The 14036-nt window shown below is 71.7% G+C and carries 11 protein-coding genes and 1 other RNA gene; 11 read left to right on the top strand and 1 reads right to left on the bottom strand.

Annotation, left to right across the window (positions count from 1 at the left end):
* Window positions 1-29: 29 nt before the first annotated feature.
* The 4 genes from ftsX (at window position 30) to ssrA (ending at window position 3156) form a co-directional block, all read left to right on the top strand.
* Window positions 30-947: a permease-like cell division protein FtsX gene (gene ftsX / locus AB0K02_RS28055; RefSeq protein WP_365995319.1), complete on the top strand. Its 918-nt coding sequence runs from the start codon at window positions 30-32 to the stop codon at window positions 945-947.
* 67 nt (window positions 948-1014) lie between these two features.
* The gene (locus tag AB0K02_RS28050; protein ID WP_365995318.1) at window positions 1015-2169 is read left to right on the top strand and encodes a S41 family peptidase; all 1155 of its coding nucleotides are present in this window, start codon (window positions 1015-1017) and stop codon (window positions 2167-2169) included.
* Window positions 2170-2187: 18 nt separating this feature from the next.
* Window positions 2188-2667 (top strand): SsrA-binding protein SmpB, encoded by a 480-nt coding sequence (gene smpB / locus AB0K02_RS28045; RefSeq protein ID WP_365995317.1) that lies wholly within the window; start codon window positions 2188-2190, stop codon window positions 2665-2667.
* A 119-nt stretch (window positions 2668-2786) separates the two neighbouring features.
* Window positions 2787-3156, top strand: a transfer-messenger RNA (tmRNA) gene (gene ssrA / locus AB0K02_RS28040).
* Between the two features lie 63 nt (window positions 3157-3219).
* On the opposite strand, the gene AB0K02_RS28035 is transcribed toward ssrA, so the two are convergent.
* A complete protein-coding gene (locus AB0K02_RS28035) occupies window positions 3220-4533 on the bottom strand; it encodes an MFS transporter (protein WP_365995316.1) in 1314 nt (437 codons plus the stop codon).
* Between the two features lie 82 nt (window positions 4534-4615).
* Between AB0K02_RS28035 and AB0K02_RS28030 the strand changes: the two genes are divergently transcribed.
* The 7 genes from AB0K02_RS28030 (at window position 4616) to AB0K02_RS28000 (ending at window position 13569) form a co-directional block, all read left to right on the top strand.
* Window positions 4616-5587, top strand: coding sequence for a LysR family transcriptional regulator (locus tag AB0K02_RS28030; protein ID WP_365995315.1), 972 nt, complete (start codon window positions 4616-4618; stop codon window positions 5585-5587).
* 178 nt (window positions 5588-5765) lie between these two features.
* On the top strand, window positions 5766-7118 hold the full coding sequence (locus AB0K02_RS28025) for a nitrate/nitrite transporter (RefSeq protein ID WP_365995314.1): 1353 nt from the start codon (window positions 5766-5768) through the stop codon (window positions 7116-7118).
* 140 nt (window positions 7119-7258) lie between these two features.
* Entirely contained in the window at window positions 7259-8404 is a 1146-nt protein-coding gene (locus AB0K02_RS28020) for a uroporphyrinogen-III synthase (RefSeq protein ID WP_365995313.1), read from the top strand.
* A gap of 591 nt (window positions 8405-8995) precedes the next feature.
* Window positions 8996-9592, top strand: a complete 597-nt coding sequence (locus AB0K02_RS28015; RefSeq protein WP_365995311.1) for an ABATE domain-containing protein — start codon at window positions 8996-8998, stop codon at window positions 9590-9592.
* 99 nt (window positions 9593-9691) lie between these two features.
* On the top strand, window positions 9692-10312 hold the full coding sequence (locus AB0K02_RS28010; RefSeq protein WP_365995310.1) for a sigma-70 family RNA polymerase sigma factor: 621 nt from the start codon (window positions 9692-9694) through the stop codon (window positions 10310-10312).
* Window positions 10309-11130, top strand: a complete 822-nt coding sequence (locus tag AB0K02_RS28005) for a zf-HC2 domain-containing protein (RefSeq protein ID WP_365995309.1) — start codon at window positions 10309-10311, stop codon at window positions 11128-11130. Before AB0K02_RS28010 ends, AB0K02_RS28005 begins: the two co-directional genes overlap by 4 nt.
* A gap of 162 nt (window positions 11131-11292) precedes the next feature.
* A complete protein-coding gene (locus AB0K02_RS28000) occupies window positions 11293-13569 on the top strand; it encodes a UvrD-helicase domain-containing protein (RefSeq protein ID WP_365995356.1) in 2277 nt (758 codons plus the stop codon).
* The last annotated feature ends 467 nt before the right edge of the window (window positions 13570-14036 follow it).

Here is a 14036-nt window from a genome sequence, read left to right as displayed (position 1 = left end):
CGGACAGACTGAAAGGCTGAAAGCACGCCATGCGCGCCCAGTTCGTCATGTCGGAGATCGGTGTCGGTCTCCGTCGCAACCTCACGATGACGTTCGCCGTCATCGTCTCCGTCGCCCTGTCCCTCGCTCTCTTCGGTGGCGCGCTGCTCATGCGTGAGCAGGTCAACACGATGAAGGACTTCTGGTACGACAAGGTCAACGTCTCCATCTTCCTGTGCAACAAGAACGACGCGGCCACGTCGCCCCAGTGCGCCAAGGGCGCCGTCACCAGTGCGCAGAAGGAACAGATCGAGTCCGATCTCAAGAAGATGGACGTCGTCGACACCGTCGACCACGAGACGGCCGAGCAGGCGTACAAGCACTACAAGGAGCAGTACGGCGACACCCCCATCGCGTCCACCATCACGCCGGACCAGATGCAGGAGTCGTTCCGGGTCAAGCTCCACGACCCCGAGAAGTACAAGGTGGTCGCGACGGCGTTCGCCGGCCGGGACGGTGTGCAGTCCGTCCAGGACCAGCGCAACATCCTGCAGAACCTCTTCGACTTGATGAACGGCATGCGCATCGCCGCTCTGTGCGTCATGGGCCTGATGCTCGTCATCGCGATGATGCTGATCGTCAACACCGTGCGCGTCTCGGCGTTCAGCCGACGGCGTGAGACCGGCATCATGCGTCTGGTGGGTTCGTCCAGCTTCTACATCCAGACGCCGTTCATCATGGAGGCCGCCGTCGCCGGCGTGCTCGGCGGAGCCGTCGCCTGCGTGATGCTGCTCGTCGGACGGTACTTCCTCATCGACAACGGCCTCGCGCTGGCCGACAAGATGCAGTTGGTGAACTTCATCGGCTGGGACTCGGTTCTGGCCGTGCTGCCCCTGATCCTTGTGATCGGTCTGCTGATGCCCGCTGTTGCGGCTTTCATCGCACTGCGCAAGTACCTCAAGGTGTGACAAGCGCCCCGGGCGTCGTACGGTCAACGGCCGTACGGCGCCCTTCGCTTGTCCTAGACTCGACGCCATGTCGGGACCCGAGTTCAGTCCTCGGCCCCACGGCATGCGCCGTGGGGCAGCCCTGACCGCGGTCTTCGCGACCGTTCTCGCCACCGCCGCCGCCACCGGCGGTCTGCCGGGCGAGAGGCAGGAGACATCGCGCAGGCTCTCCGTCCACGCGGCGGCCCAGGCCGTCGACCGCGACGCGGTCGCCCGGGCCGCGGCCGAGGCGATGGCGGACGGCAAGTCGGGCACCGAGGCGGCGGAGGAGTTCGTCAGCCGCAGTGGCGACCGCTGGAGCGCGGTGTACGACAGCGAGGAGTTCGAGGAGTTCGAGAACGCCCTCGACGGCGAGTACACCGGCGTCGGTCTGCGGACCCGGCGCACCGGCGGCCGCACGGAGGTCGCGGAAGTCCAGAAGGGCGGCCCCGCGGACCGGGCGGGGATCCGGCCCGGCGACCTGCTGCGGACCGTGGACGGGCAGGAGGTCGCACGGCGCCCGGTCACCGACGTCGTGGCGCTGCTGCGCGGGGCGGACGGCACGGACGTCGTCCTCGGGCTGGAGCGGGACGGCCGCCGCTGGACCGAGACGCTGACCCGCACCCTGCTGACCACCGAGAGCGTCACCGTCCGCCGCGTCGGCGAGGACACCGTGATGATCAAGGTTTCCTCGTTCACCAAGGGGTCGGGCGCGCGGGTGCGGGAAGCGGTGCGCCGGGCGCCCGAGGGCGCGGGCGTCCTCCTGGACCTGCGGGGCAACGCGGGCGGCCTGGTCTCCGAGGCGGTGACGGCCGCGTCCGCCTTCCTCGACGGCGGCCTGGTCGCCACGTACGACCTGCGCGGCGAGCAGCAGGCGCTCTACGCGGACGGCGGCGGAGACACCCGCCGGCCCCTCGTCGCGCTGGTCGACGCGGGCACCATGAGCGCGGCCGAGCTGGTCACCGGCGCGCTGAAGGACCGCGGCCGGGCGATCACCGTCGGCTCGCGCACCTTCGGCAAGGGCTCGGTGCAGATGCCGAGCCGGCTGCCCGACGGCTCGGTGGCCGAGCTCACGGTGGGTCACTACCGCACCCCGTCCGGTCACAGCGTGGACGGCAAGGGCATCACGCCGGACCTGCCGGCGGGCGAGGGCGCCGAACAGCGTGCGCGGTCGGTATTGAGTGGCCTCAGGGGGGCCTCGTAGTGCGAAAATGAGCGCACTATGGCAAAGGAAAAAGGGCGCAAGCTGATCGCGCAGAACAAGAAGGCGCGGCACGACTACCACATCCTCGACACCTACGAGTGCGGTCTCGTGCTGATGGGGACCGAGGTGAAGTCGCTGCGTCAGGGGCGGGCCTCGCTGGTGGACGGCTTCGTCCAGATCGACGGCCACGAGGCGTGGCTGCACAACGTCCACGTCCCCGAGTACAGCCAGGGCACGTGGACGAACCACAGCGCGCGTCGCAAGCGGAAGCTGCTGATGCACCGGGCGGAGATCGACAAGCTCGAGTCGAAGTCCCAGGAGACGGGTCACACGATCGTGCCCCTCGTCCTGTACTTCAAGGACGGCCGGGCCAAGGTCGAGATCGCGCTGGCGAAGGGCAAGAAGGAGTACGACAAGCGCCAGACGCTGCGGGAGAAGCAGGACCGCCGCGAGGCGGACCGCGCGATGTCGGCGGCGCGACGGCGGCAGCGGGCGTAGTCGCCGCAAGCCGCGGGAAGCCGCGGGAAGCCGCAGGAATACGGTGGCACCGTCGTGCGTTGGTCACGTACGATGGCACCTGCCCCGCACGGCAGGGGCGATGATTGACAAATCAACATGGGGATGATCGGTTTCGACAGCGGATGTCGAAGCAGGGGAAGCGTGTCGAGGAAGCGGCAATGATCTCGTTAACCATATGTCGCAACCAATAATCGCCAACACCAAGCGCGATTCCTTCGCCCTCGCTGCCTGAGTAGCGACTCGCGAAGTGTCAGCCCGGGGCTGTTCCCGACCCGGATCCTGGCATCAGCTAGGGAACTAAACCTCTAGGCCCGGTCACGGGGTCGAGAGGGAAACCAAACAGTGACTGAGCCCGTCGGAGACTTGTCCGCGTGATCTCCGGGGCCGAGAAAAGCGCAGCGGACTGCACACGGAGAAGCCCTGGTTCTGCACCGTTGGACGCGGGTTCGATTCCCGCCATCTCCACCGATGGAGGTCCCGGAGGCGTATGCCCCCGGGGTCCCCGCATCCCATGTGGACAAGGCCCGGCAGCTACGGCAGCCGGGCCTTCGTCATGCCCGCCACCACCAGTGCCACCGCCGCGGCGCACACCGGCACGGCGTAGCCGGTCGTGGGGCCCAGGTGCTCCACCACCCAGCCGCCGCTCGCCGATCCCGCCGCGATGCCCCCGAGCAGCGCGGTGACGGCCAGGGTCATGCCCTCGTTGGCCTGGCCCGGCGGTGTCAGACGCTGGACCACGGTCATCCCGGTCACCATCGTCGGTGCCGTCGCCATGCCCGCGAGCAGCAGGGCACCCGCGACGGCGAGCACCGAGCCGGTGCCGGCGGCGGCCAGCAGCGGCAGCGACATCAGGACCGTCATCGCGGTGAGCGTGGTGACGAGACCGGCCGCCCGGCCGACCCGGCCGTAGACCAGGCCGGCGGCGCACGAACCCGCGGCCTGGAGCGCGAGCACCGCACCGGCTGCCGGACCGTCGACGAAGGCGAGCGTGACCACCTCCATCGCGCCGAAGACCGCTCCCGTGGCGAGGAACACCATGAGGAGAGCGGGCATGCCGGCGGCGCGCAGCGGCGAGCGGGCGGCGGTACGCGGTGCCGGGGGCGGCTCGGTGGAGCGCTGCGCGGCGAAGACGAGGACGCCGGTGAGGAGCAGGATCGCACCGGTCAGCGTGCCCGCTTCCGGGAACAGCGCCGCGCACAGGAACGCCGCGAGGACGGGGCCGAGCATGAAGCAGAGCTCGTCGGCCGCCTGCTCGAAGGAGTTCGCCGTGTGCAGTGCGGCCGGATCGCCCCGGTGCAGGTGCGCCCAGCGCGCCCGGGACATGCCCCCCGTGTTGGGGATGGTGGCGGTCGCCGCGTAGGCGGCGAACAGCGTCCAGTCGGGCGCCTGCCAGCGCACGCACAGCAGCAGGGCCAGCTCGCCGAGCACGGCGACGGCCGTGGCGGGCACGGCGATCCGGGCCTGCCCGTACCGGTCGACGAGCCGTGCCGTCCAGGGCGCGACCAGCGCGGTGGCGGCGAGACCGGTCGCGGTGACGGCGCCGGCCAGCGCGTACGAACCCCGGGATCCGGCGATCATGATGACGGCGCTGACGCTGAACATCCCCATCGGGAGACGGGCGATCAGATTGCCCGCGGTGAACGCACGGGCACCGGGCGTCGCGAACAGCCGCCGGTAGGGGCCGGGCGGCCTGCGCCGCCGTACGCGCCGCGCAGGAGCCGCGACCCCGGTGGTCCGCGCCGCGTCGTCACCGGCGTCGAACCGGGGCACGAAGGCCGGGGATCCGGGCGTGATCGCGGGCAGGGGAGGTCGAGCCGCCTGGTGCGGCCGGGAGGTGTGCGGCATGGCTCCACCCTCCCGGCCGCCGCCCTGGGCCGTCCAACACCTGATCGCTGGCCATTGACGCACCTGTGTTGTTGAATGCGGCGTGCCCCGAGATCTCGACCCGCGCCTGCTGCGCGCCTTCGCCGCCGTCGCCGAGGAGCTCCACTTCACCCGCGCCGCCGCCCGGCTCTACGTCGCCCAGCAGGCGCTCAGCCGTGACGTCCGACGGCTCGAAAGGGAATTGGGCGTCGAGCTGTTCGTGCGGACCACCCGGCACGTGACGCTCACCGCGGACGGCGAACGGCTGCTGCCGTACGCCCGGAGGGTGCTCGCCGCCCAGGACGAACTGCTCGCGGCCGCCGACGGTGCCGCGCGCCCGCTGCTGGTCGACCTCAACAGCCCGGGCCCGACCATGACATCCGCGCGCGTCCTCGCCCACGCCCGTGACCTCGCCCCGGACTGCGAGCTGATGGCCCGCTACGAGAGCGGACTGAGCCATGCAGCGGCCGAGATCCTGGCCGGCCGGCTCGACGTGTCCTTCGGGCGTTTCGCCGGACTCGTGCCCTCCGTGCGGGCGCAGCTCGCCCAGCAGCCCGTACGGCTGGAGCCCATGGCGGTCCTGCTGCCCAGGACCCATCCGCTCACGGCACTGGAGCGCGTCCCGCTGGGCGCGCTGGCCGGCGAGACCGTGTACGCCGGGGACGGGAACCCGAGGACAGCGGAGTGGACCGACCTGGCGCGGCGGCTGTTCGCCGGGCGGGGCATCACCGTCGCGCCGCCCGCGCCGCTCGCGGTGGGCGAGGAGGAGTTCCGGCGGGTGATGGAGAAGGCCGGCAATCCGGTGCTCGTGGTCGTGGACTTCCCCGCACTGCCCGGCACCGTACGGCGGCCGCTCGTCGATCCCGTGCCGCTGTCGCCGGTCTCGCTGGTGTGGCGCAAGGGGCTGCGTCACCCCGGTCTGGACGCGCTGCGCCGGGCGGCGGCCGAGCTCGCCGAGCGGGAGGGCTGGCTCGAAAGGGATCCTGCACAATGGCTGCCCGAGACCGATACGTCCCTGATGTGCGGCCGGCCCTGAGGCCCTCCCGACGGCGGGGCCTCCCACCATGGCCTGCCGCCCGGCGAGGCCCCGGCCTCACGGGGCCGGTACGGCGGACGTGAGAGCAAGGTTTCGCACCGGTCACCTCACGGCACCGGCCTGAAACGCGCCGTCCATAACGTCTTGTCCCACGACGAGACCCAGGTGGAGGCGCACGATGGCAGGCCGGTGGATCGAAGAGTGGGACCCCGAGGACGAGACGTTCTGGCAGACGAAGGGGGAGCGGATCGCCCGGCGCAATCTCGCTTTCTCCGTACTCAGTGAGCACATCGGGTTCTCGATCTGGAGCCTGTGGTCCGTGATGGTCCTCTTCATGGGGCCCGAGTACGGCGTGGACCCGGCCGGCAAGTTCTTCCTGATCGCCACGGCGACCGTGGTGGGGGCCGTGATCCGGGTGCCGTACACCTTCGCCGTCGCCCGGTTCGGCGGACGCAACTGGACCGTCTTCAGCGCGCTGCTGCTGCTCCTGCCGACCGGCGCCGCCTACGCGGTGATGGAGCCCGGCACCTCGTACGCCACGTTCCTCGCGGTCGCCGCCCTCACCGGCGTCGGCGGCGGCAACTTCGCCTCGTCGATGACGAACATCAACGCCTTCTTCCCGCTGCGGAAGAAGGGGTGGGCGCTCGGCCTCAACGCGGGCGGCGGCAACATCGGCGTGCCCGTCATCCAGCTCATCGCCCTGCTGATCATCGGCACCGCCGGCGCGGCACACCCGCGGCTCGTGCTCGGCATCTACATGCCGCTCGTCGTGGTCGCCGCCCTGTGCGCGGCCCTGTGGATGGACAACCTGGCTCCGGTCAAGAACGACACCGGGGCCGCGAAGGACGCCGCCAAGGAGGGCCACACCTGGATCATGGCCTTCCTCTACATCGGCACCTTCGGCTCGTTCATCGGCTACAGCTTCGCCTTCGGTCTCGTGCTGCAGACGCAGTTCGGGCGCACCCCGCTGCAGGCCGCGTCGCTCACCTTCATCGGCCCGCTGCTCGGCTCGCTGATCCGGCCTCTCGGCGGCGCCCTCGCCGACCGCTTCGGCGGCGCCCGCATCACCCTGTGGAACTTCGCCGGCATGGCCGCCGCCACCGGAGTCGTCATCGCCGCGTCCGTCCAGGAGTCCCTCGGCGTCTTCCTCGTCGGCTTCATCGCCCTGTTCGTCCTCAGCGGGCTCGGCAACGGCTCGACGTACAAGATGATCCCCGGCATCTTCCAGAACAAGGCGCTGTCCCTGGGCATGACCGGCGAGACAGCGGCCGCCTACGGGCGCCGGCTCTCCGGTGCCTCCATGGGGCTCATCGGAGCGGTCGGCGCGCTCGGCGGGCTCGCGATCAACCTCGCCTTCCGCCAGTCCTTCCAGACCGCCGGCACCGGCACCGCCGCCTTCGTCGCCTTCCTCGCCTTCTACGCGGTGTGCTCCGCTCTGACGTGGGCGGTATACCTTCGCCGGCCCGCCGTCGTCCCGGCCCGCACCGCGGAGACCGCGACGGAGCCCGAGCCCGCGTACGCCCGGGTCTGAACCGGCAGGAAACATCGGTGGGTGTGTAACAACGGCGAAATCTGAGCGATCCGGGCCTGTCACGCGCCTTTGACAGGCTCGGCCGCCAGTTCAGCAGTCCAATGGGGTACATCCAGGCACATCCAGTAGGGACGACCGACATGCACGACCACGGCCATCCACACGGTCCGCTCGCGGGCTTCACCGTAGGCGTCACCGCCGCGCGCCGCGCCGACGAGCTGGGCGCACTGCTGCAGCGGCGGGGCGCGGCCGTGCTGCACGCCCCGGCGCTGCGCATCGTTCCGCTCGCCGACGACGCGGAGCTGCTCGCCGCCACCAAGGAACTCATCGACCACGCGCCCGACGTGGTCGTCGCCACCACCGCCATCGGCTTCCGCGGCTGGGTCGAGGCCGCCGACGGCTGGGGATTCGGTGACGACCTGCTCGCCCGGCTGCGCGGCGTCGAACTCCTCGCCCGCGGCCCCAAGGTGAAGGGCGCGATCCGGGCCGCAGGGCTCACCGAGGAGTGGTCGCCGGCCTCCGAGTCCATGGCGGAGGTGCTGGACCGGCTGCTGGACGAGGGCGTCTCCGGTCGCCGCATCGCGCTCCAGCTGCACGGCGAGCCGCTGCCCGGGTTCGTCGAATCACTGCGCGACGCCGGTGCCGACGTCGTCCTCGTCCCGGTGTACCGGTGGATGGAGCCGGAGGACATCGCTCCGCTCGACCGGCTCCTCGACGCGACCATCGCGCGCGGCCTGGACGCAGTGACCTTCACGAGCGCGCCCGCCGCGGCCTCCCTGCTCTCCCGTGCGGAGAGCCGCGGGCTGCTGGGCCGGCTGCTGGAGGCCTTCGACCACGACGTCCTCGCGGCGTGCGTGGGGCCGGTCACCGCGATGCCGCTCCAGGCGGCGGGGGTGACCACGGTGCAGCCGGAGCGCTTCCGGCTCGGCCCGCTCGTCCAACTGCTCGGCGCCGAACTGCCCGCCCGCGCCCGTACGCTGCCGATCGCGGGCCATCGTGTCGAGATCCGGGGCCACGCGGTCCTGGTCGACGACGACCTGCGCCCCGTGCCGCCCGCGGGAATGGCGCTGCTGCGGGCGCTGTCGCAGCGCCCCGGCTGGGTCGTCTCCCGGGCCGACCTGCTGCGGGTGCTGCCGGGCACGGGCAAGGACGAGCACGCCGTCGAAACGGCGATGGCGCGCCTGCGGACGGCGCTGGGCGCGCCGAAGCTGATCCAGACGGTGGTCAAACGCGGGTACCGGCTGTCGCTGGACCCGTCGGCGGCGACGGAGCACGCGGGGGCGTGAGGGGCGGCCCTCGTCGGGTCCCTGTGCCTGGCGGGCTCGCCGTGGCTCTGCCCCGGGCCCCGCGCCTCAATCGCCGGCGGGGCTGATTTCAGGCACCGGTCGCCGGGTGGGTGGGCTTGCGGGCGTCTGCCGGTGCGTGAGCGTGACGAGCTGTAGGGGCTCTGCCCCCAGGGCTCGCGCTCCGGGGGCGGATTTTGGGCGTCCTCGGGCGGTGGGGCCGGGAGATGCCCGGTGGGCCGGCGCGGCGCGCTTGTCGGGGGCTCTGCCCCGGGCCCCGCGCCTCAACCGCCGACGGGGCTGAATTCGGCCCGGTCGTCGGGTGGGTGGGCCGGGCTGTGCCGGTGAACGCCGCACCTCGGTCGTCGGCGGGCTGAGTTCGGCCCGGTCGTCGGGTGGGGGGGCCGGGCCGTGCCGGTGAACGCCGCACCTCGGTCGTCGGGGGGGCGCAGTTCGGCCCGGTCGGCGGTCGGGCGGGCCGATCAAGGGCTCCGCGCCTTCCGGGAGTGGCGGGACGCGGGCTTCCCGGGGGAAGGGCGGGCGGGCACTCTGGTGGGGACAGCCGGTCGTGAAACCCTAGGCGGTGACAGGCACATGGCGGCGGGCACGGGCTCGTACGAGTGGCGGTTCGACTCCGGGCGGGTCTGCCTGGATCTGATGGCCACGGCACCACAGGCCGGCCGGGCGGGACCCGGGTGCGAACCGCTCGCCGGGCCGGGGCGGCTCTCCTGTTGGCTGGCGGGCGCCGGGCTCGTGCCCGCCGGGACCCCGATCGGCGCGGCCGACGACTCCTGGGTCACCGGCTTCGTCGAACTGCGCGCATGCGTCGCACAGTTGGTGGCCGCCGCGCTCGAAGGGAGCAACGCGGGTCCGGCGTTGGAGACCCTCAACGCCCTCGCCGAGGGGCCGCCGCCCGGCATCAGGGCCGTACGGGACGAAAACGGCACGCTCGTACGGGCGTTGAGCGCCGCGCCCGGGCTCGGCGCGCTGCTCGCGGCCGTCGCCCGCGACGCCGTCGACCTGCTCACCGACCCCGTCGCCCGCTCCCGGCTCCGCCGGTGCGAGGGCGACAACTGCGCACGCGTCTACCTGGACACATCCCGCGGCCGGCGGCGGCGCTGGTGCTCCAGCGAGGTGTGCGGCAACCGCGAGCGCGTGGCCCGGCACCGGCGCAAGGCGGCCGCCCACTGAAAAGGATCTGAAAATTCTTCTCGGCGCGTTGAGTGATCCCCTCCCGGCCCCCGTAGTGAAGGGGGACCAGGAAACAAGGTCTCGACCGGGGAGGTTCAGGTGCGCAAGGATGCCGCCGTGGCCGATGACCGTCCGCAACGGGCCCGCCATCGCAAGGGGCACCTCCCGGGCCCGGAGGGCTCAGGGGGACAGAAACCGCGCATCGACACCTCCGTGCCCGACGAGGAGTTGATGCGTGCGCTCTATCGCGAACACGCGGGACCGTTGCTCGCCTATGTACTGCGTCTCGTCGCAGGCGACCGCCAGCGCGCCGAGGACGTCGTGCAGGAGACGCTCATCCGTGCCTGGAAGAACGCCGGTCAGCTCAACCGGGCGACCGGCTCTGTCCGACCCTGGCTGGTGACGGTCGCCCGGCGCATCGTCATCGACGGTCACCGCAGCCGGCAGGCCCGGCCGCAGGAGGTCGACCCGTCGCCGCTGGAGGTCATGCCCGCGGAGGACGAGATCGACAAGGCGTTGTGGCTGATGACGCTCTCGGATGCGCTCGATGATTTGACGCCCGCCCACAGGGAAGTCCTTGTCGAGACGTATTTCAAGGGGCGTACGGTCAATGAGGCGGCCGAAACACTCGGCATACCCAGCGGGACCGTGCGGTCCCGAGTGTTCTACGCGCTCCGTTCCATGAAGCTCGCTCTTGAGGAGAGGGGGGTCTCGTCATGACCAGGTACGAGCCGGAGTCCGTACACGACGCCGTCGGCGCGTACGTGCTCGGCGTGCTCGACGACGCGGATGCCTCCGCCTTCGAGGCGCACCTCGCCGCGTGCGACATCTGCGCCGCCCGCCTCGAGGAGTTCTCGGGAATGGAGCCGATGCTGGCGATGCTGGCCGAGGCGCCGGCCCCGCCGCCGCAGAACGTGCACGGCCTGCCCGGCATGCCGGGCCGCACGGACTTCCCGCCGCCGCGCCCCGCACCCGTCGTGCCCACGTCCCCGAGCCCGCGGGTCCTCGACGGTCTGCTGAACGAGGTGGCCGCGGGCCGTGCCGCCAAGCGCCGGCGTGGCATGTACCTCCTCGCGGCCGCGGCGGCGCTGATCATCGGCGGCCCGGCCGTCGCCGTCGTGGTCACGGCCGACGACACCACCGGCAACCAGGCCGTCGAACCGCACCCGACGAGCCCCGCCGAGGACGCCTTCTTCAACCACATGGAGGAGAAGGTGCAGGCCACCGACGCGACGACGAAGGTCAGCGCTGTCGTCGGCATGGAGAAGAAGGGCTGGGGCACCCACACCGTCCTGGAGCTGAAGAACGTCAAGGGCCCCCTGAAGTGCAACCTCATCGCCGTCTCCAAGACCGGCGAGGAGGAGGTCGTCACGTCCTGGGCCGTTCCGAAGTGGGGCTACGGCATCCCCGACAGCCCCGAGAAGGCGGCGAAGAACCCGCTGTACGTGCACGGCGGCGCGGCGATGGACCGCAACGACATCGACCACTTCGAGGTGCGTACCTTCGACGGGCAGCGCCTGGTGGAGGTCGACGCGTAGGCCGCCCGGCCGCGCACGGGCGGACCCCCGACCCGGGCGCGGCCGGTACAGGTGCAATGTCCGCCCCCCTTGGCGTACGGTTGACGGCTGCCCAGTGCACGTCAGAAGGGGGCCTCGGTGGCCGCGCATGCCGCTGAATCCGTTGATTCCGTTGTCGACACCGTGATCGGCTCCGCAGCCGACTCGGTGCGGGACCGGGAGATCGCCGTCGAGCAGATCCACCTGGACCGGGTGTACCGCCGTCTCGAGGAGAAGATCCACGAGGCGGAGTTCCTGATGAACGACGCCGCCAAGCGGGGGCAGGTCGGCACGCCCGGCGCGCTCGCCGAGCGGGACGCCCAGGTCTTCCGCGCCGGCGTGCACCTGAACCGGCTCAACAACGAGTTCGAGGACTTCCTCTTCGGCCGTATCGACCTGCTGTACGGCAAGGACGGCACGAAGGGTCCCGACGGCGCGTACACCTCCGTCGAGCCCGCCGACGACGCCGTACGGCCGGACAACACGGCCGACATCGGCGAGACCCTGCACATCGGCCGCATCGGGGTCCTCGACTCCGACTACGCCCCGCTGGTCATCGACTGGCGTGCCCCGGCCGCCGCGCCCTTCTACCGCTCCACGCCCGTCGACCCCGGCCGTGTGGTGCGCCGGCGCGTCATCCGCTCCAAGGGCCGCAAGGTCCTCGGGGTCGAGGACGACCTGATGCGCCCCGAGCTGACCGCGTTCCTCGGCGGCGAGGAGCTGCCCGTCGTCGGCGACGGCGCGCTGATGGCGGCCCTGGGGCAGGCCCGCAGCCACACCATGCGCGACATCGTCGCCTCCATCCAGGCGGAGCAGGACCTGGTCATCCGCGCGCCCGCCGCCTCCGTGACCTACGTCGAGGGCGGCCCGGGCACGGGCAAGACCGCGGTGGCCCTGCACCGGGCCGCGTACCTGCTCTACCAGGACCGGCGGCGGTACGCGGGCGGCATCCTGATCGTCTCCCCGACGCCGCTGCTGGTGGCCTACACCGAAGGCGTGCTGCCCTCGCTCGGAGAGGAGGGCCAGGTCGCCATCCGCGCGGTCGGTTCCCTCGTGGACGGTGCCGAGGCGACGGCGTACGACGAACCGGCCGTGGCCCGGGTCAAGGGCTCCTCCAAGATGCTCAAGGTGCTGCGCAAGGCCGCCAGGGGCGCCCTCGAACTGGGGGAGGGCCCCACCCGGCTGCGGGTCGTCGCCTTCGGACGGCGGCTGGAGCTGGAGGCCGACGAGCTCCAGCGCATCCGCAACAACGTGCTGGGCGGCACCACCCCCGTCAATCTGCTGCGTCCCCGCGCGCGGCGGCTGCTCCTGGACGCCCTGTACGCCAAGTCCGGCGCCGCCGGACGCCACGAGGACCCCGAGCTGGCGGCCGAGCTGCGCTCGTCCTTCGACGAGGACATCACCGGCGAGGACGACTTCGTCGCGTTCCTGGACGCCTGGTGGCCGGAGCTGACCCCGCGCGGCGTGCTGACGGCGATGGCGGACGAGAAGCGGCTCGGCCGCTGGGCCCGCCGGGTGCTGAACCCGGGTGAGGTGCGCAGGCTCGCCCGCTCCCTGCGCCGGGACGCCCTGTCCGTGCACGACGTGGCGCTCCTGGACGAGCTGGGCACCCTGCTGGGCACGCCCGCCAGGCCGCGCAGGAAGCGCGAGCTCGACCCGCTGGACCAGCTCACCGGTCTCGAGGAGCTGATGCCGCAGCGCGAGGAGTCGCAGCGCGAGCGCGCGGAGCGGCTCGCGGCCGAGCGGACCGAGTACGCGCACGTGATCGTCGACGAGGCGCAGGACCTCACTCCCATGCAGTGGCGCATGGTGGGCCGCCGCGGCAGGCACGCCACCTGGACCGTCGTCGGGGATCCGGCCCAGTCGTCCTGGTCGTCCCCGGACGAGGCGGCCGAGGCGCGGGACGAGGCGCTGGGCACCCGTCCGCGGCGTCGTTTCGAGCTGACCGTGAACTACCGGAACCCGGCCGAGATCGCCGAGCTGGCCGCGAGGGTGCTCACCCTGGCGATGCCGGGCATGCAGGCGCCCTCGGCGGTCCGCTCGACGGGCGTCGAGCCGCGGTTCGCCGTCGTCCCGGACGGCGGCGACCTGGCGGGCGCGGTGCGGGCCGAGGCCGAGCGGCTGCTGGCCCGGGTGGAGGGCACCGTGGGCGTCGTCGTCGCCATGAACCGGCGCGAGGAGGCGGCCCGCTGGCTCGCGGGCCTCGGCGAGCGCGTGGTGGCCCTGGGTTCGCTGGAGGCGAAGGGACTGGAGTACGACGCGACGGTGGTCGTCTCGCCCGCCGAGATCGCGGACGAGTCGCCGGCCGGACTGCGGGTGCTGTATGTGGCGCTCACCCGCGCGACGCAGCAGCTCACGGTCGTCTCGGACCGCCGTGACCAGCCGGACGGGGAGGGCGTGCCCGACCTGCTGCGCGAGTGAGGGATGCGGCCTGCGGGCGACTGACGGCGAGTCAACACGCCGTACGGGAATCACTTGCCCGAGTGGTGCGTTAGCCTGGGTGTGGCACCGGCTCGATCCAAGCCCCCGGGCCCAACCTTCGTCGCTACGAGCGACCACTTGCCGCGAGGCGAGCATGGCGGGTCGGTGCCACTTGAATCACCTGGAAGAGGCCCGGAGCACCGTATCGGTGACTCCGGGCCTCTTCTGTTTCCCGGCGCTCTCTCGTATGGTGGAAAACAGTTTCCGAAAACAAAATGACCGCATTACCTGCTACCGGCAGGTAGGTGTCACCATCGTTAGGCGCTGCCGGGCCTCGGCCCCTGGTGTCGCGCACAACGAAGCTAGGGAAAGCAGAGGAATCCGGTCATGGCAACGGCGCCCAGCGTCTCGTACTCGATGACGGTCCGGCTGGAGGTGCCCGCGAGTGGTACCGCGGTCTCGCAGCT

The sequence above is a fragment of the Streptomyces sp. NPDC049597 genome, from assembly GCF_040675505.1.
Classification (GTDB): Bacteria; Actinomycetota; Actinomycetes; order Streptomycetales; family Streptomycetaceae; genus Streptomyces.
The sequence above is the reverse complement of the archived record's forward strand: the minus strand, read 5'-3'. Positions and strand labels throughout refer to the sequence as shown.

Bases quoted from the DNA above. Each gene is read 5' to 3' on its own strand.
- AB0K02_RS28025 (WP_365995314.1), top strand. From the start codon at position 5,766: ATGGCAGGCCGGTGGATCGAAGAGTGGGACCCCGAGGACGAGACGTTC.
- AB0K02_RS28050 (WP_365995318.1), top strand. From the start codon at position 1,015: ATGTCGGGACCCGAGTTCAGTCCTCGGCCCCACGGCATGCGCCGTGGG.
- AB0K02_RS28035 (WP_365995316.1), bottom strand. From the start codon at position 4,533: ATGCCGCACACCTCCCGGCCGCACCAGGCGGCTCGACCTCCCCTGCCC.
- AB0K02_RS28005 (WP_365995309.1), top strand. From the start codon at position 10,309: ATGACCAGGTACGAGCCGGAGTCCGTACACGACGCCGTCGGCGCGTAC.
- AB0K02_RS28020 (WP_365995313.1), top strand. From the start codon at position 7,259: ATGCACGACCACGGCCATCCACACGGTCCGCTCGCGGGCTTCACCGTA.
- ftsX (WP_365995319.1), top strand. From the start codon at position 30: ATGCGCGCCCAGTTCGTCATGTCGGAGATCGGTGTCGGTCTCCGTCGC.
- smpB (WP_365995317.1), top strand. From the start codon at position 2,188: ATGGCAAAGGAAAAAGGGCGCAAGCTGATCGCGCAGAACAAGAAGGCG.
- AB0K02_RS28015 (WP_365995311.1), top strand. From the start codon at position 8,996: ATGGCGGCGGGCACGGGCTCGTACGAGTGGCGGTTCGACTCCGGGCGG.